General features: G+C 44.8%; 17 protein-coding genes. 1 reads left to right on the top strand and 16 read right to left on the bottom strand.

The window, feature by feature from the left end; genetic code table 11:
- Positions 1–90: 90 nt before the first annotated feature.
- The 8 genes from ureG to VLA57_RS08500 form a co-directional block, all read right to left on the bottom strand.
- Positions 91–729, bottom strand: a complete 639-nt coding sequence (ureG, locus tag VLA57_RS08535) for an urease accessory protein UreG (protein ID WP_133105384.1) — start codon at positions 727–729, stop codon at positions 91–93.
- A 34-nt stretch (positions 730–763) separates the two neighbouring features.
- Positions 764–1,471 (bottom strand): urease accessory UreF family protein, encoded by a 708-nt coding sequence (locus VLA57_RS08530; protein ID WP_133105383.1) that lies wholly within the window; start codon positions 1,469–1,471, stop codon positions 764–766.
- Positions 1,461–1,997: an urease accessory protein UreE gene (gene ureE, locus VLA57_RS08525; RefSeq protein ID WP_133105382.1), complete on the bottom strand. Its 537-nt coding sequence runs from the start codon at positions 1,995–1,997 to the stop codon at positions 1,461–1,463. Before ureE ends, VLA57_RS08530 begins: the two co-directional genes overlap by 11 nt.
- Positions 1,998–2,032: 35 nt before the next feature.
- Positions 2,033–3,736 (bottom strand): urease subunit alpha, encoded by a 1,704-nt coding sequence (ureC, locus tag VLA57_RS08520; RefSeq protein WP_133105381.1) that lies wholly within the window; start codon positions 3,734–3,736, stop codon positions 2,033–2,035.
- Positions 3,733–4,068: an urease subunit beta gene (locus VLA57_RS08515; protein WP_011513223.1), complete on the bottom strand. Its 336-nt coding sequence runs from the start codon at positions 4,066–4,068 to the stop codon at positions 3,733–3,735. Before VLA57_RS08515 ends, ureC begins: the two co-directional genes overlap by 4 nt.
- Before the next feature lie 28 nt (positions 4,069–4,096).
- On the bottom strand, positions 4,097–4,399 hold the full coding sequence (gene ureA / locus VLA57_RS08510; RefSeq protein ID WP_133105380.1) for an urease subunit gamma: 303 nt from the start codon (positions 4,397–4,399) through the stop codon (positions 4,097–4,099).
- A gap of 96 nt (positions 4,400–4,495) precedes the next feature.
- Positions 4,496–5,404 (bottom strand): urease accessory protein UreD, encoded by a 909-nt coding sequence (locus tag VLA57_RS08505; protein ID WP_133105379.1) that lies wholly within the window; start codon positions 5,402–5,404, stop codon positions 4,496–4,498.
- A 520-nt stretch (positions 5,405–5,924) separates the two neighbouring features.
- Complete coding sequence (locus tag VLA57_RS08500) at positions 5,925–6,569, bottom strand: glutathione S-transferase (RefSeq protein ID WP_227673003.1); 645 nt, start codon at positions 6,567–6,569, stop codon at positions 5,925–5,927.
- 396 nt (positions 6,570–6,965) lie between these two features.
- Here VLA57_RS08500 and VLA57_RS08495 point away from each other — a divergent pair, with 396 nt between their 5' ends.
- Entirely contained in the window at positions 6,966–8,768 is a 1,803-nt protein-coding gene (locus VLA57_RS08495) for an autotransporter domain-containing protein (protein ID WP_133105377.1), read from the top strand.
- 147 nt (positions 8,769–8,915) lie between these two features.
- On the opposite strand, the gene VLA57_RS08490 is transcribed toward VLA57_RS08495, so the two are convergent.
- The 8 genes from VLA57_RS08490 to VLA57_RS08455 form a co-directional block, all read right to left on the bottom strand.
- Positions 8,916–9,548: a hypothetical protein gene (locus VLA57_RS08490; protein ID WP_133105376.1), complete on the bottom strand. Its 633-nt coding sequence runs from the start codon at positions 9,546–9,548 to the stop codon at positions 8,916–8,918.
- Positions 9,549–9,949: 401 nt separating this feature from the next.
- Entirely contained in the window at positions 9,950–11,995 is a 2,046-nt protein-coding gene (gene betT, locus VLA57_RS08485; RefSeq protein ID WP_133105375.1) for a choline BCCT transporter BetT, read from the bottom strand.
- Positions 11,996–12,278: 283 nt separating this feature from the next.
- Entirely contained in the window at positions 12,279–13,979 is a 1,701-nt protein-coding gene (gene betA / locus VLA57_RS08480; protein ID WP_133105374.1) for a choline dehydrogenase, read from the bottom strand.
- 117 nt (positions 13,980–14,096) lie between these two features.
- Entirely contained in the window at positions 14,097–15,611 is a 1,515-nt protein-coding gene (betB, locus tag VLA57_RS08475; RefSeq protein ID WP_133105373.1) for a betaine-aldehyde dehydrogenase, read from the bottom strand.
- Positions 15,612–15,792: 181 nt separating this feature from the next.
- Positions 15,793–16,365, bottom strand: coding sequence for a TetR/AcrR family transcriptional regulator (locus VLA57_RS08470; protein ID WP_133105372.1), 573 nt, complete (start codon positions 16,363–16,365; stop codon positions 15,793–15,795).
- A 20-nt stretch (positions 16,366–16,385) separates the two neighbouring features.
- Positions 16,386–16,730, bottom strand: coding sequence for a DMT family transporter (locus VLA57_RS08465; RefSeq protein ID WP_011513213.1), 345 nt, complete (start codon positions 16,728–16,730; stop codon positions 16,386–16,388).
- Positions 16,731–17,063: 333 nt separating this feature from the next.
- Positions 17,064–18,170 (bottom strand): flavin monoamine oxidase family protein, encoded by a 1,107-nt coding sequence (locus VLA57_RS08460; protein WP_227673002.1) that lies wholly within the window; start codon positions 18,168–18,170, stop codon positions 17,064–17,066.
- A 28-nt stretch (positions 18,171–18,198) separates the two neighbouring features.
- Positions 18,199–18,876, bottom strand: a complete 678-nt coding sequence (locus VLA57_RS08455) for a cupin domain-containing protein (protein ID WP_133105370.1) — start codon at positions 18,874–18,876, stop codon at positions 18,199–18,201.
- Positions 18,877–19,052 lie beyond the last annotated feature (176 nt).

Genomic DNA, 19,052 nt, shown 5'->3' with positions numbered 1-19,052 from the left:
GCAAGAAAAATTAACCCCAGTAGTGATTGATAATATTTGCATTTTTTTATTTAGGACTGACTATAATTATTAAATGCGAGCAATTAAGCATTAAGCATTGGCGCTTAGCTTTCCAGGACGACGCTCAGGTAACATACCCTGCTTTAAGATAAAGCTAATAATTTCTTCTACGCCCACGCCGTCATACAGATTAGTGAATATAAAAGGACGTTCTCCGCGCATTTTCTTTGAGTCACGCTCCATGATATCTAGCGAAGCATGGACATATTCAGCGATGTCAATTTTATTAATAATTAACAAATCAGACTTAGTGATACCTGGTCCACCTTTACGAGGGATTTTGTCACCAGCAGCGACGTCAATGACATATAAGGTCAAATCAGAAAGCTCTGGGCTAAAGGTCGCTGCCAAGTTATCGCCGCCAGACTCTACTAACACCAGCTCCAGATCAGGATGGCGCGTTTGCAAATCATCAATTGCGGCCAGATTCATCGAGGCATCTTCGCGGATAGCCGTATGTGGACAGCCGCCCGTTTCTACACCCAAAATACGATCGGCAGGCAAGGCGTCGTGCTTTAACAAAAAATCAGCATCTTCACGCGTATAGATGTCGTTAGTAACCACAGCGATATCATAGTGATCTTTTAGCGCACTACATAACTGACGTAATAGAGCTGTTTTTCCAGAACCAACCGGACCACCAACACCTACTCTTAAACAATGTTTCATGTATATTTTCCTTATCTAAAAACGAAGCAATAATTCAGCTTCGAAATAATCGTGAATATTGAGTTTCATGCTGAGCACTACCCAGTGCTAAGCCGGGTAAAATCGGACCCAACTGCTCATCAGTTAAGGTTAAAGCCTTATCAACTGCCGCCACCAGTTGTGGACGTAAGGTCTCGTTCAAACGTTGTGCAGCGGTATGACCGAGTGGCAGGGCTTTACAGGCAACCGCCAGCTGATTTTCTAGCCAGCCCCAAGCAAATCCCAGTAGAGCTTGACGTATAGGTACTTGCCTTTGATGGGCAGTCCATGCAAACACAGTGACATAACCTGGGTCTGTTGGTAGCTCGGCATGACCTAAAGCTGTCTGTGGCTGCAACGCTAAACTGTTTAGTAAGCGCATCAATGCTTGACCTAAACGTGTATCTTCATCGCTCAGCTCAGCCGTTTCCCGATTGGCGTGTAGCCAGTCATTCCAAAAAGCCAAACCATCACCGTCGTTATTGGCCCAGCAGCTCTGTATACGCGCTAAGACAGGCAGTTCACAACGCGTCAAACCGTCACCTAAAACACCTTCCAACCATTCGCCCAGTTGAGCTTCATTATTGACCCAACCCAGCTCAAACGCACTTTCCAAACCTTGTGACCAAGCAAAAGCACCAATAGGTAATGCTGGGCTAATTAATTGCATCAAACCTAACAATGCTAGATCGCTCACAGCATTTGAGGGCTCATCAATGCGCATGGTTATGACCGTCGTGTTCAGAATGGTCATGAGAATGAGAGTGAGAATGCGCATGACTATTTGAGTGCGAGTGCTCGCGACCAGCCTGCGCATAAGCACCAGATTCAGGATCAAATGGTGCGTCGTGATGCCTTAAATCTGCTCCCAATAGTACTGCTAGCTCCTCAAGCACATGATCTGGAGGAAAACGTACCCAATGACGCCCATCTTCATCGCTACCAAGGGCGAGTGACACATGTCGATTACCTAAGTGGTAGCACAGTCTAGCGAGTGGTAAACCGCTTTCGATATAAGCAGTAGCCACTGGCTCATCAGCTGCAAGAACCTGAATCACCTCACCACTATCGGCTTGTAGCAAATCACCATGACGAAGCACAGGACCTCGGTCAAGAAACAGACCCATATCACGTTCGTTATCACTAACTGCCTTTAGACGGCCACGAATACGTAGCTCATAAGGCAAGGTCAAGGTGTCATAAATATCAACCGAAGCATTACCATCCATTCTTTTTATTAATTCAAGCATATTATTATCCTTACAAACGATTTAAAACAAATGACCTAAAACAGATGATAAAGCTGAGCTAATGGCAGTTCAGAGAGCGGCTCACACGTTAAAAGTACACCGTCTACACGAACTTCATAAGTTTCTGGATCTACTGTTATATTCGGGCAGTAATCGTTCAGCTTCATGTCTTTTTTGCGCATGCTACGAACGTTTTTACACGCGACCAATCGGCTTCTTAGCCCCAGTTTTTCTTCAAGTCCCGTGTCCATCGCAGCTTGGCTAACAAAGGTAACGCGAGTAGCAGAAACTGCACGTCCTAGCGCGCCAAACATACGGCGGTAATGCACTGGCTGCGGGGTCGAAATCGCTGCGTTAGGATCGCCCATTGCAGCACCAGCAATCATGCCGCCTTTTAATATAATGGACGGCTTAACACCAAAAAACTTAGGACGCCATAGTACCAAGTCTGCCATTTTGCCAATCTCTACCGAGCCCACTTCATGTGATACACCATGGGTGATGGCAGGATTGATGGTGTATTTGGCAATATAACGTTTGACTCGGAAGTTATCAGTACCGCGCTCTTGATCTTCTGGTAGCAGACCACGTTGCAGGCGCATTTTGTGCGCGGTTTGCCACGTACGGCAGACCACTTCACCAATACGGCCCATGGCTTGAGAGTCCGATGAAATCATTGAAATGGCACCAAGATCATGCAAAATATCTTCTGCAGCAATGGTCTCACGGCGGATACGCGAGTCAGCAAAGGCCACATCTTCAGGAATATTTGGGTCTAAGTGATGACACTCCATCAGCATGTCTAGATGCTCGTCAACAGTGTTGATGGTGTACGGGCGTGTTGGATTGGTCGATGACGGTAAAACATTTGGCTGACCACAAGCGACAATAATATCTGGCGCATGACCACCACCAGCACCTTCAGTATGATACGAATGGATACAGCGGTCTTTAAAGGCCTCTAGCGTATCTTTGACAAATCCGGACTCATTTAAACTATCAGCATGTAACGCTACCTGAATATCGTAACGGTCAGCAACATCAAGCGCATTACTAATGGTTGCTGGCGTTGCCGCCCAATCTTCATGAACTTTTAAACTCATAACGCCAGCTTTGACTTGCTCTTCAAGTGCTGCAGGCGTACTGGCACTGCCTTTACCCAAAAATCCGATGTTAATAGGCAGGTCATCCACGGCTTGCATCATTTTGCCAATGTGCCACGGTCCAGGCGTGTTGGTGGTAGCGACTGAGCCAGTTGCAGGGCCAGTACCGCCACCAATCATAGTGGTAAGACCGCTCATTAACGCCTCATCTACTTGCTGCGGGCAGATATAGTGCACGTGTGTGTCTACCGCGCCTGCGGTCAATATTTGGTTTTCACCAGCGATAATCTCAGTACCTGCGCCAATGATAATATCAACATCCGGCTGCGTATCTGGGTTGCCGGCTTTACCGATAGCTGCAATGCGCCCGTCTTTTAAGCCAACATCGGCTTTTAAGATGCCCCACCAATCAATAATAATAACGTTGGTAATCACGGTATCCATCACTGAGTCTGAGCACAATTGGCTTTGTCCCATACCATCACGAATCACTTTACCGCCACCGAATACTACCTCTTCGCCATAATGGGTGTGGTCCTTTTCAATCTCGATCCAAAGCTCAGTATCGCCTAAACGGAGGCGATCGCCAACGGTCGGACCATACATATTGGCATAGGCGTCGCGAGATATTTTCATCGTGTTTCTCCTGAATCTGAATTGTCATCTAGCGCACCCATCACCTCACCTCTAAAGCCAAAGATGCGGCGCAGTCCGGCATAAGGCAGTAACGACACCTCACGTTTTTGACCTGGCTCAAAGCGCGTAGCGGTGCCAGCAGGTATCGCTAGGCGATGTCCATAGGCTTTTTTGCGATCAAAGCTCAGTGCGCTGTTGGTTTCAGCAAAGTGATAGTGAGAGCCCACTTGTATAGGACGATCGCCGGTATTGGCCACTTCAATCACAAAGCTGTCGCGCCCTACGCACAGTTCAATATCACCTTTCTTTAATTGATATTCACCCGGAATCATCATGCTCTCCTTAAGCTTTATGCTCTTATTAGATAATAGGACTGTGAACAGTCACCAGTTTGGTGCCATCAGGGAAAGTCGCTTCGACCTGAATACTTTCAATCATCTCAGGTACACCTTTCATCACATCGTCACGAGTTAAAATTTCGCGACCGGCGCCCATCATTTCTGCCACCGTGCGCCCTTCTCGTGCGCCTTCCATAATCTCACAACTTATCAGAGCAATCGCTTCTGGATAATTAAGCTTCAGCCCTTTTGCCTTACGGCGCTCGGCTAAAAGCCCAGCAGTAAAAAGCATTAATTTGTCTTTGTCTCTGGGGGTTAATTCCATTATTGTCTCCATTATTATTGATATTGTTGTGCTGAAAACCGATTTATTTGCGGCTTGCTTTTATGCGTAATCGAAAAAAAATACGCAAAAGAATTATTAGGTTAACCAAATGCGCGGCGTCACTGCCTCAACATCCATCAGTCTTGGGCGCAGAATTTCCCTCGCTTGTTGCAATAAATCCCATGCTTCATTGCGCTCCATACCCAAGTATCGTAGTAAGAGCACACCGCGGCGATAAGTCACCGCCCAATTGTGGTTGGCAGGTATTTTGTCGCGTAGTTCGGTAATGGTGTCAGCAGGGTCACTCAGTCCGACAGCCCAAAGGGTAGCGTGAACCGTAGCACCGCCTTGTCCCCATTTACCTAAAAAGCGAGGATGTGTTGGGTCAATAGCTTGGCGCTCTAACCATAGTGGCTGACCTTTTCGGCTAAGCTGAAAACGCTGTTCAATGATGCCGCTGACATAAGGTAAGTCGCTGGCTGGGCGGCCAAGGCCAATCATTTCCCAGCCCAAGCATTTAGCCGTTTCAGCCAAATCAATAATCACCGTTTGCTCACCGCGTGACCCATCAAAAGCCAGCGTTTCTTGTGGCAGCCATTCAAGCGTGGCACCGTCTTCGATTTTAAGATGAGTATGCTGTGTCCAAGCGACATTATTGCTATCGGCTCGATACAGTTTGTTGGCAGCTGGGGTGGTTAATAAAGCGTGGGCGTTTTCAGACACCGTAACATCGATGGTTAAAGAATCACCGCTGGCAATACCGCCGGGCGGATGCAGAAGATACACATGACAGCAGCCATCACGACCTTCAGGGTAAAAAGCGCGCTGTACCCGCAGTGGACCATAGTGACGTGCGACATTCATGCGAGTAATGCGAGTGTCCGCTTCAGGATAAGCTGCAAACCCTAAAGTTAATGAGGCTGGCCAATGGCGGCTGGCATCAAAACGATGCCCAGAATCTATGATTGGCTGCGGATGCACAGGCATAGAAAATAAAATCGTCATGCGATTGGAAACCTTTTTTATAGGCCCAGCGCGACATACATCGCTGAATCGTCAGCAAATTGGCTGACAATAGCAAAATGAGAAAATACATTCACGTGCGCGGGTGAGGTTAGAGTGACAGTGGCAGCCTAGTAGCTGTCAGCGAATGTCATCAGTTGGGCAATGATTGCCTAAAAACCATAAAACGAGTAGTGCAGATAAATTGCGATGTACCATCAGGGTAGAAGATGCTTCCCTTGATATGTGTATGAGCTTAATTAATGCAAATAGGCGCTCTAAAAAAGCACTTATGGGCAAACAGCCATACTGTTTATCTCTTATAAGCCAACCGTACATAATTGTCAAATTGTTTCTTTACACATTGGTAAAAATTATGGCAGCTTAATCCTATTTTTAGTTAATCTGTACTGTGAATCTTGTAGTAATTCAATAAGATAGATAGCTAGAAGATAGTAACCCTAGCAAACATGAGACGAAAATTTCAAAGTATTAACACTTATTAAATATTTTGGAGGAAGTCTCAGCAAAAAATTACTGCTTCATCCCCATCCTGCCACGGCTGAAATTTGGTCATCGTTTGCAAAAAAAACGGATGCTGCAGCCAATCTTGTAACCATCGCTGTAGATTTGGATAAGGGAGGCTATAAAAAACATCGCGATCGACATGAGCGAATTGACGGACAAAAGGCATAATACCAATATCGGCAATCGTTACAGTTTTCCCTAGCAAATAAGGATTTTTAGTCAGCAACTCCTCTAACACTTGTAAAAATATTTCACCCTTCTGTTGATACTCTGTCTGGGTCATGTCTATATGACGATCGGCATATTTATAGCGATCGAGCCAATATTTAAATTCGTTGTCGTTTTTATCAATCAAAGCATTTGCCTGCTGCAAAACCTCTGCATCCAAAAGCCCTTGCGGATCTTGCTGCTCAAGCGCCCATATCATTATCTCTGTACTCTCTTCAATCACCGTCCTATCTACAAGTTGTAAAACAGGTACCGTACCTTTTGGGCTAATGGCTAGCATCTGACACGGCTTATTTTTCAGTGTTATTTCGCGCAGCTCTACCTGTAGCTCAGCAAATAGTATGCCGAGACGGGCGCGCATGGCATAAGGGCAGCGACGAAAAGAATACAGGCAATGATAAGAGGAAGTCATAGGTAGGGTTCGTAGTTGAATTGAGATTAATAAGTTTAAACGCGGAGGTTGATTATTACTAGGGCGTGTCATCATTTTAAAAATACTAGGGACGATACCTTCATTTACACATCATAACAATGCAAGTAATTGCATTGTTATGATGGTCTGGATAATTTAGAAGATAGAGCACTAGGTTAGAACGATATTTACAGCACCATGGTTAAAATTTTTATACTTGTTAACTTATCCAACTTATATTGGGATTTACGATAAATTCGATTGCTAGGATTTTCTAAAGCAGTTACACTTCCTTAATAAACCGCTACATTCACGACAAGGAAGTCGATATGCCTCGTAATATCTCTCACGCTATTGTTAACCCTACCACCCTTAAAACATTGACCAAAAGTATGCTTGGCAGGTCTAGCGCATGCTGAGCTTTATAGCAGCGTGACATTTTTCGGCGATAGCTTGACTGATGGCGGTTATTTTAGTCCCATTACCCAAGGCAAGCTCGGTATTAAAGAGTCAGGTCAATTTACAACCAATCCTGATAACGTATGGGCAACGTCATTCGCTGAGCAGCTAGGTACAACAGCTGTTCCCATCGTTTATCTTGGAAATCAAGCTGGTAATAACTATGCTATTGGTGGTGCAAGAGCAGGCAAGGATATCGTTAATACGGACTTTGGCGTTAACGTTCCTGTTGCGTCTGTGAACACTCAAGTAAATAGTTATCTTACTAATAAAAAAGTTGATTCTAATGGTATGTATGTGGTGTGGGGAGGCGCAAACGATTTACTTGCGGCAGCTGCAAACCCTGCTAATGCGATAAATACGATTTCATCAGCGGCTGGCAGCCAAGTCGCCGCTATTAAAGCGCTCAAAGATAAGGGTGCGAACTATATTTTAGTACCTAATATCCCTGATATAGGTCTAACACCTACTGCTATCGCTGCAGGAGCAGGGTTTCAATCGTCTGGTACGATGTTAGCAAATTTATATAATCAAACTATGTATAGTGGCGCAGTAGCTACGGGTGCTAATATCATACCGCTCGATACTTTTAGCTTATTACAACAAGTCGCTGCCAACCCTACGGCTTATGGCTTTACAAATATGACTCAAAAAGCTTGCAACACTTCAAGCTCGCTTTTATGTGGATCAAGTAATTTAGTCGCGCCAGGTGCCAATGAAAGCTATTTCTTTGCTGATGGCATCCACCCATCAGGACGTGCGCACCAGATGATTGCAGATTACGCCAGTGCCGTCGTTACCGCTCCTAGTCTTATTGGCGTGTTGCCGCACATTGCGACGACAGCAGGGCTAGCAACTAGCGAGCGCTTGCAATCTCACATCAATCAAATCCAAAGTAGTGAACAAAAACCTGCCCGTAAGTTATGGGCAACCGGTGATTTTGAAAATCAAGATATTGCAGGGTTTGAAGGCGATAGTAATACCCAAGTATTATTAGGTGTAGATTTTGCTCATCCTAACTCAGCACATGCGGTAACAGGCTTGTATGGCAATATCACTCAAAAGGATTTTGAAAATTCCGGGGTTCGCACTGGCTTAAGCAATATCGACTTAGAAGAAGTGGGCTTTGGTGTCTATCATAGCAATACCTTAGATAAGCTTGGCGGCGTGCAAATCAATGGTGCGGTTGGCTTTGGTAATCTAGACGTTGATGTCACTCGTGCGGTTACACTTGGCGGCAATAAACAAGAATTTAACTCTAATGCTGATGGTAAACGTTACTATGCTAACTTGCAGGCAGGATATCCGATGCAGTTCAGCAGCCTTGCTATCATGCCATATATCGGTGCAACGGCTAGCCGTGTGAGATTGGACGCGCTAAAAGAGCAAGAAATGTCTGGTATCGCCATGCAGTTCGATGAGCAAAAATATACTACTACTTATGGCAAACTTGGTGTGAAAGCCAACCATAATCTAGGCGATTCACTTAATGTATTCGGGGATGTTCATTATCAAAAGCAGTTGAGTGACAATCGTGAAGCGGCTTCTGCGCGTCTTAACACCATAGCAAATATCAGCTTTGATACGCCAATGGTGCAGACCGACGATGATAATTTTGGTATGACACTTGGCGTATCTAAAAGCTTTGGTCAATTAAATGCCAATGCTGGTGTTACGCACTCGCAAGGTGATGATGACAAATCAACGAGTTTGTTTGTCGGTCTTAGCAGCACTTACTAAACGGTTTGAATCAAGCTTAGTTGCTGATAGTTTATATATTGAAGCTCAAAAAAACCGCCAAACGCTAAAAAGTGCTTGGCGGTTTTCTATTGAGATGGATTTTAAATAGGCTTTTTAAGATTTTTTCTTACGTCGTTATGAGTACTATCATGATTTAACTGGCAGCCCATATTCCACTTTGCTAATAACCTCACCATGCTGCTCAATCGTTAGCCAGTAGCCTTTAATCACGCCGCCATATGGCAAGTTGCCATTGTAGTTTTTGTAATGCTCATCAATACACTTTTGTACGATGACCTCACGTTCTGTCTCAGTCATTCGAGCAATATTTTCAGGCAAGTGAGTATGAGCCAATTGAGCCGCGCCGCCACGGGACATCCAATTTGCGCCGGCAGTAAACTCAAAATCAACATCTGCTCTTAACCGATATTTAGGCAAAGGATACGCATAATGCGCCAAATCATACTTGATTTGAGCGATGTCTTCTTCAAACGTCTCATCCTGCATATCAAGTACTGAAACCAGCTTTTCTAAGAATTGCTCAGGAGTAAAATAAGCATCGATATAACTGCCATCCAAGCCCAATTTTTCGCTAGACAGTACATGACGCAGGCGATCACAGGCAGGAATAGTATGCTTAAGCGGATAGCCCATGGCTCTGGTAATATCTTGGGGACGGCGCTCACACGTATCGATTTGAGTAATGATACGGCGCGCCAAAGAATGCTGCGGTCTATAATAGCGGGTATATTTGGAATGAGTAGCAGGAAGATTAAACAAGTGAGACTCCTATAACTCCGACAATAAAAGTATAATAATAAGCCAAATTCGGCAAATCAAATAAGGCATGGATGACTTTGTCGGAGAAAAGGCTCATGCGCTTTACCAGAGTTATTTTATATCGTGCTGGAAGTTGCAAGGCTTGTAGCGCTGTCATTGATTGATTCACAATGGCAAGTGAAAGCTACGAAACCATTAAACCCACGATAGGTCTGAATGATAATTCTCAATAATGATAGCACATCAGATAATGGTAATACTGTTAATCTTCATTATAAAACGTAGCAGTATATATCCTATTCCTTTTAGAGTGAATCGACTATAATACTGACATTTAAAAAAACCTATAAGCTGCATTCAACTTATAGGGTCAGTGTAAAGTCGAGTATATTACTTAGCTATTAACGCTCTAAATGTAGATACTGCAAATGGCGCTCGTACTGATTTAAGATATCGACCAATACTTGTTCTTTGGAGTAGCCAACCAAGTCATACTCTTGCGAGCCTTCACTTAAGAACACTTCTGCACGATAATAGTACTCTGCATTCTTAGTTGAGGTGCTCAATGTAAAGTTAGGACGCTCCGCTTTGATCAAATTAACTTCATAAATAAAGTCGTCTTCATCACCATGTCCAACCCGTAATTTCAGACCATCTATTTGACCGCTACTCTCATCCATACCTTCATCTATATCTTGTCCGATATGTTCAGGGTTACGGATATCCAAAGACGTCTTTAGACCGCCTGCGGCAAACTCTTTTTCAACTTCCGTCATGGCAGGTCTGACCACATTTTGTAAAAACCGTTCAACTTGTGCATGGCTTGGGAAACTCACAATACGTTGCAAGCGTGCTTTCCAGCTTTTACCACTATCAAGCACATTAGCCGTACCAATCGTACTGGCTTTACGCTTATTACCTTCCTCTTTGAGCGACTTCCACATCGACATCATATAGAGTACAAGGATAAGAGAGAATGGCAAACCTGCAATCACAGATACTGACTGTAATGAGGCAAAACCGCCAGCAAACAATAAGCCTAAGGTAATAAGACCGGTCGCTGCTGCCCAAAACAAACGCAACCAAACTGGTGCGTCGGTATCATTGGTCATTCCTCTTGAGCTCAAGTTTGCTAATACTAACGCGCCTGAGTCAGCTGAAGTCACAAAGAATACTAACCCAATCACCACACCTGCAAATGACAGCACTTCGCTGTAAGGAAAATACTCAAACAAGGCAAACATGCCCATTGCCGCATCATTGACTGCGATTTCACCAAGCTCAGTGGCACCATTGGCAACCAAATCTATCGCTGAGTTACCAAAGATAGAGAACCAAGCAAAGATGAATCCAAGTGGGATAAACATCACACCAAATACGAATTCACGCAGGGTACGACCACGGCTAATACGCGCAATAAATAGGCCTACGAACGGTGCCCAAGCGACCCACCATGCCCAGAAAAATATCGTCCAGCCTGACTTCCAGTCAGCGCCAGCTTGACCATCATAAGCATAAACATCAAAGGTTTTGAAAACGATGGTTTGGAAGTATTGACCAATATTTTGGGTAAAGGTATTCAGCAAATAAACCGTGTTACCCATCACCAATATGGCAATCAGTAGCAATATCGACGATAGCATGTTGAATTCGGATAAACGGCGGACACCTCTTTCCACACCAGTCATCGCAGAGATCGCCGCGGCAGCGACAACACCTATGATGATAAAGGTTTGAACCATTTTGCTAGATTCAATCCCAAACACATGAGTCAGACCAGCATTGGCTTGCAATACACCTATACCCAAACTAGTAGCGATACCCATCAAGGTACAAACAACACCAAAGGTATCAATACCATCACCAAGCCAGCCTTTAATTAAGCGCTCGCCAAAGATAGGCGTCAGTGGTGAACGTAACGCGAGTGGCATGTTTTTACGATAAGCAAAGTACGCCAATGCCATCCCGATTAAGGCATAAATGCCCCAGCCATGTAGACCCCAATGTAAAAAGGTCTGCGCAAGTGCTTCACGCATAGCCGCCTCACTGGCAGGCTCGAGCCCCGTATGCGGCGTCAGGTAATGCATCAACGGCTCAGACGCACCAAAGAACAGTAAATCAATGCCGATACCAGCGGAGAACAGCATCGCTGCCCATGCTAGGAAAGGAAACTGGGCTTTTTCGTGGTCTTGACCAAGCTTGATATCGCCATACTTAGAAAAGCCAACAAACAAGGCAAATATACTATAAGCGGCAACTACCAGCATGTAATACCAGCCAAAACTCTCTGATACCCATGCCATACTTGAGCTTAACAATGTCTCACTATAATCTGGAAACGCAATCGTCCAGATAATCAATAAAATAGAAATAATAGCTGAACCTAAAAAAACCGTCTTATTTAGGGTCAGGGGTTTCGTCGCATCCTTTGATGACGAGCTGTACATAAAAGACCTCAATAGGTAAATTAAACAGGGTCTGATATTGCTTTGTCCGTCATAATCTTATGACTGATAACCACATGACATACAAATAACTGCATGACGCACAAAGCAGTACCAATAAATGAAATTTGCTAAATCAACAATGTGAAAAAATAGCAAAGCAAACGATAAACAGAGGCGGCCTTAACGGCACTCATCTTCTTAAACGTTAGCGCTGATAAAAAAGACCTTTACTGTAAAAGGCCTTCTTATTAAAACTGTCTTATATAATTGATGATTCAACCGCTTATACCGTAGAACTATAACTCCGCATCGGCTCTGCTCTGAGCGGTGCACCATTAGCGACATAATAATCTACCGTCGAACGTGGCAACTGCACACCGCGCATTTTATCAACGATTTTTTCTGCCAACATAATAGTCGTCGCGTTTAGATTGCCACTGATGATATTTGGCATAATTGACGCATCAACCACGCGCAAGCCATCGATACCATGTACCAGACCTTCACCATTGACGACCGAATCATTGTCTTCGCCCATCGCACAGGTACAAGAGGGATGATAAGCCGTCTCGCTGTGATTACGGACATATTCGTCCAACTGCGCATCAGTCACTAAATCATCCGTTGGTGCAATCGAGCGACCACGATAAGGGTCAAGCGCTGGCTGATGCATAATCTCACGAGTGATGCGCATGGCAGCACGGAACTCTTGCCAATCTTGATCATGAGACATATAGTTAAACAAGATACTTGGATGAGCACTTGGGTCTTTCGACGTCAGCTTGACACGACCACGACTTGGCGAGCGTAATGAGCCCACGTGTGCTTGGAAGCTATGAGACTTCACGGCACTACGACCATCATAACGTACAGCCAATGGCAAAAAATGGTACTGAATATTAGGGTGGGTGAATTTTTCATCCGTGCGAATAAAACCGCCCCCTTCGAACTGATTTGACGCGCCAAGACCCGTGCCGTTGAACAGCCACTCCGCACCGATGGCTGGCTTATTCCACCATTTATTGGCAGGTGCAATCGACACTGGCAGCTTACATTCATACTGCATATACAGCTCTAAATGATCTTGTAGGTTATTACCAACACCCGGCAAATCCATAATTTCATTAACACCCAAATCCTTTAGCCATTGACCGGGGCCAATACCAGAACGCTGCAATAATTGCGGTGAAGCAATCGCACCTGATGACACAATCACTTCACGAGAGGCATGAAAGTTCTTGGTTTGACCTTGATGCTCGACTTTGACACCGATAGCACGCTTACCATCAAATAAAATCACATCGGTCAGTGCACCCGTCAAAATCGTAATATTACTGCGCGGTTTAGCACGGTCCAGATAGCCACGGGACGTTGAAGCACGGCGACCATTAGGCGTCACGAAGCGATCCATCGGCCCAAAGCCTTCTTGCTGATAGCCGTTTAAATCGTTGGTACTTGGATAGCCAGCTTGCACGCCTGCTTCAATCATCGCTTGAAACAGTGGATTGACCCCTGGTTTTGAAGTGGTCATCTCAACAGGACCACCCACACCATGATAGTCATTCTCGCCAGCATCGCGGTTTTCTAACTTTTTAAAATAAGGCAGGCAGTCCAAATACGTCCAATCTTCTAAGCCTTTAATCTCAGACCAATCATCAAAATCTAGTGCGTTACCACGGATATAACACATACCGTTAATCAATGATGAGCCGCCAAGTCCTTTACCGCGACCGCAGTCCATCACACGATTATTCATATTCGGCTCAGGATCGGTTTTGTAGCCCCAGTTATAAGTCGTTCCTTGTAACGGCATGGCGAGCGCCGCTGGCATCTGCGTACGAAAATCTAAGCGATGGTCTGGACGACCCGCTTCTAGCAGCAGCACCTTAATGTTGGCATCTTCGGTCAAACGCGTGGCCAGCACATTGCCTGCTGAGCCTGCGCCGACGATGATGTAATCATACTCAGGTGTGGTTGATATCATAAAACGCTCCATAATATTAAAAAATCCATCATTTCATATCAGTAAGGCGGTGCCAAAAGGACAAATTAGTCCTAATACGCAAACCTTACCGTTTTAAAAGTTTCACAGCACAAGTGATTAAAATACCGATTCAAACTTGCCAAGCTCTACTTGGATAGATTTGGTCTGCGTATAATGCTCAAGGGCTTCAATGCCGTTTTCGCGGCCAATACCCGAATGCTTATAACCGCCGACTGGCATTTGAGCGGCTGATTCGCCCCATGTATTTAACCAGCAGATACCCGCTTCAATTTGAGCGATGACTCGATGTGCTCGGGTCAAGTCAGCAGTCACGACACCAGCTGCCAATCCATATTCGGTATCATTAGCACGGCGAATCACTTCTTCTTCAGTCTCATAAGTCAATATCGACATCACTGGGCCAAATATTTCCTCGCGCACGATAGTCATATCATCGCTGCAGTCAGTGAATACCGTCGGAGCAACGAATGCGCCATTTGCCAATTCGCCTGTCGTCACACGGTCACCACCTGTTAGCAGTCGTGCGCCACTTGCCTTACCTTGCTCGATATAACCAAGTACTCTTTCCATATGCGGGAAGCTGACTAGCGGGCCCATGTTGATGTTTTCATCCATTGGATCGCCGAGCTTAATACGCTCAACACGCGTCAAAATCGCTTGCTCAAACTTAGCTTGCATGGCTTTAGGAATGAACACACGCGTGCCATTGGTACATACCTGACCACTGCTATAGAAGTTCGCCATCATTGCGATGTCCGCAGCTGTATCGATGTCCGCATCATCAAAGATAATTAATGGCGACTTGCCACCCAGCTCTAATGTCACGTCTTTAAGAGACGATGATGCCGCGCTCGACATGACTTTTTTGCCCGTCGGTACGCCACCGGTAAACGATACCTTTGCGATATCAGGATGCTGAGTTAATGCCTCACCCACTTTATAATTGCCTTGTACGACGTTAAAGACGCCATCTGGCAAACCTGCTTCTGTCAAGATTTCTGCCAGTTTCAATGCGGTCAATGGTGTCACTTCTGATGGCTTAAAAATCATTGCATTACCCGCAGCTAGTGCCGGTGCGGCCTTCCACATCGCAATTTGAATCGGATAGTTCCATGCACCAATACCAGCGACTACGCCAAGTGGCTCACGGCGAGTATAGACAAAACTGGTATCACGTAGTGGAATCTGACGACCTTCAATCATCGGTGCCAGACCCGCATAATATTCAACGACATCCGCACCAGTGACGATATCCACATATTTGGTTTCAGAGTAAGCTTTACCTGTGTCTTTGGTTTCGAGCAATGCCAGTACGTCGTTGCGCTCGCGTAATATCTCAACCGCCTTTGATAGAATTCGACCACGCTCAACTGCTGTCAGTGCTGCCCAAACTTTTTGACCTTTTTGTGCCGCTTTTACCGCTTCATTAATCTGCTCATCAGTCGTTTGCTGAATGGTTGCTAGCACTTCACCCGTCGTTGGATTGATATCTTCAAAGGTAGTTAATGAGTCATCAATAGCTAGGTAACGGCCGTTAATATAAGCAGTTTGAACTTGTTCTAAGTCGATAATGTCTGTTAAGTTATTTAGCACTGTTTTTGAATCTGTCATGTGTTCTTTCTCCTTACGACGACTGGCAAAAGCTTTATAAAAAAGTTAATACCAAATAATCTCGTCATGGGTTAAGTATTTAAAATAAATTTATCTCGTCTATTTCTATAAGCTGTTTGTTCAATGCTTCTATAATAAAAAACGCTTCTTCGATAAATCAGTTGAGAGCAGCGTCTTACTCTTACTCTTTCTCAGATTGCGTCATGCTTATCAAGCGTTTATGAATGGATGTTTTATCTGAGATATTAATTCCTGAAAAATCAGAGAGCCAAATACCATCAGCGACTAAACGCACCATACATAGTGTTTCGGTATTGTCGGTTGCTTCATGTTTCTTTAATTGTACATTTGCCCACTCTGCCCATAAGTCACGTAGCTCACTATCGCCTAGCATCAATGCATATAATGTCGCTTGGCTATTGAACTCATGCTGCCCTTTTTCGCCCAAACTAATCGTGGCATTGATATAAGCACGGGTAAAAGAGCCAAAACGTACAGGGTCTTTTGCCATAGCCGCGTCAACCTCTAGCTCAAACTTTTTCATCGCGTCATGAAATACTTCCATGACCAAGGCGTTTTTGGTGGTGAAATGATGCATCACGCCGCCTTTGGTTACTCCGACTGCATCAGCAACCGCTTGGAAGGTCACCTTGGCCAAACCTTGCTCTAAAGTGATGCGTGCCGCTTGGTCAAGTAATGCCCGACGTACTACTTCTGGTTGTTTTTTGCGCTTATGCGCGTTTTCAGCTTCCATTTTTATCTCCAGATGCACAACTAATGCCCGACAGAATTAGATAGTAAATTCATCACGACGACACCGCCCACAATCATCGCAATACCAACAACCGCTGCTGTATCCAGTGTTTGCTTAAAAAACACCAAGCCTACCAATGAGGTCAATACAATCCCAAGTCCAGCCCATAACGCATAAGCGATACCAAGCGGTATGGTCTTGATAGTCTGTGTCAATAAGTAAAACGAGATGGCGTAGAGCACACCCATAATCACTGTCGGCACCAAACGCGTAAACTGCTCTGACTTAGCTAAAAAGGTGGTGCCAATGACTTCACAAATGATAGCAATGGCAAGGTAACCGTAAGCAATCGTGGTAGGACTCATAATTAGGATACCTGTCTCAAATTGAGCACATATTAATAATGTATATACATTAAAGAAACCACACGGTCGGTATTTTATAGAAATAATCTAGCAATGTGAAGGGTTAATATGTATTTTGTTTATTTTAGATGAGATAAGGCTAGATGGAATTATAGGGGCAAGGCGGAATGATAAGGCGGAATGATAATGTGGCTTTACTTGACGCACCGCACTTTGCATTAAGCTCGAACCTTTCCTTACTATAAAGAGCGAAACGACCGTATAGAAAGGAAAGAGCTGATCCAAAAACGACTGTTTAGAGGCGGTTCTTTATATTGGTATAAGCAGGATTAATTAAGTCAAGATTGACTCAGGAAGGTTTAGCGTCCCTATGCTAGCGGCATCAATCGCCCCAGCAAGGTAACCTGGGAATTGTGTTGACCATTCGCTGCCAATACCCGTCAGACAATTTTCCCATACGCCAGATGTTGCTTTAGACACAGGTGCTGACGCATGTTGACCATTGCCACTCGCGTCAGTAGCAGTCGCTGTAAACGGTTCTTGCGCCCAGTCTTTGAGATATTCTCTTTTAGGATTCTCTGCCTCTACACCAAACAGTCTTACCAACTGTGCACGGCAATGGATTTTTAATTGGGCTTCAGAAATATTTTGACGTATTTCTGCAGGTACACCTATAAAACCAAACAGCGCACCACTACCGTCTGTCACCGAAGCATCATGAATCTCAACCATAGGACCTTGGGCGCTTCTCGCCGCTCCAGAAAGACCCTGTTTTTGCCAAAAAGGCGTGTCATAAACCGCCACATATTTGGCGTGTGGCGCCATCCAAGTGGCTGTCTGCTGCCACTGCACAGCTAGATTGGAAGGTAAAGCAGGTTGAAACGTAATGCTTTCTTGTACCAAACGTGGCGGTAGCGCTAACAGCACATGTTGTGCCTGCCAAGTCATTACTTGCTCAGATATATCTTTACTAGTAAGTTCAATATATTGACCAGCATGATTAAGTTGATATACGATTTGGCCAGTCAAAATACGTGAGGCATCAAGATGAAGATACAGAGCCTCTATCAATGCTGCCATACCGCCTTTAAGTCGCATGGATGGTGGCTCGCTTTTATAGCCGTGGGTACGAATAGCAGGCATATCAGGCGTGCGCTCGACCATCATATCGCCGTCTTCAAACTGCGTTACGGTCTCTAATTGCAGTTCTGCAATAAGATGCGCCAACTGCTGCTGATAGTCTGGCCAAAACCAAGAAGGCCCCAAATCAAAGCTATCTATATTTTTATTATCTCTCGAAAATTTCGCAGTAACGATACGACCACCTAGCGTCGGACGCGCCTCTAACAGCACATAATCGATGCCTTTTTTCTCCAATAAATAAGCCGCATACACGCCGCTTAGACCGCCGCCAATAATCGCTACCGATGCTTTTTTCATGTTATTTTTCTCAACAGTACTTATAAACTCAGTGAACATCGATTCCGATGATTTGTGATAAATGTCCAGTTTTTAGATAAACCGTGGCGCCATTCTCTCCTGCTGTTACTTGCGATATCGCATCGACAGGCAGACGTATCCAACCACCGCGCTGATAACTCTGTCCCGCTTCTATCAAAGTACCCTCTAGCACCAATAGCTCAGCACCTCCTACGATGGTATCTGCAAACAATGCCTCACCTGCATTGATACGTTGCAAGCTCACCTGCTCCTTTGCATCCGAGTATAACTGGCAAACCTCACGGCCGCCTTGTTCTTGCCAGTTGTCAGCATCGTTGGTATCGATAGCGACATGACGGGTCTCGTCGACTGTCATCTGCCAAAGTTTGACAAAAATAACAGCCCCCTCATGACTATAAGGCTGATGCCCTGAAGTCGGTGGATTGCGTAGATACCAACCAGCAGGATAATCACTATTATCCGCAGAAAAAGTGCCTGACAATACCAGAATCTCTTCGCCACCTGGGTGCAGATGATGCGGAAAATTTGACTCAGGGGCATAGCGTACGATACTGGTAGCACGTGCTTTTTCGGCGCCAACTCGGTCAAGCATCACGCGCTCGACGCCGTTTTGTGGTGATTGGACCCACTGATAGTGTTCAGGTGCTAAGGCAGCACGGCATGAAAATTCTGCATTGATGAGCATAATATAACTTCTAAATAAGTATGATATTGTTTGGAATTATCCTCTGATTTATCCATTTTGACAAACCAGATAAACCTATTGTCGAAGTCAGTATTTATCATTAAAAGGCTAAGCATTAATGACATTAGCAAAAAACCCCTTTAACTAAAGCCATTGACTTGCTATCTTGCTTAGCT

The sequence above is a fragment of the Psychrobacter sp. S4(2024) genome (assembly GCF_036861305.1).
Lineage (GTDB): Bacteria > Pseudomonadota > Gammaproteobacteria > Pseudomonadales > Moraxellaceae > Psychrobacter > Psychrobacter cryohalolentis.
Note: the sequence above shows the minus strand (reverse complement) of the source record. Positions and strands in the feature narration are given on the sequence as shown.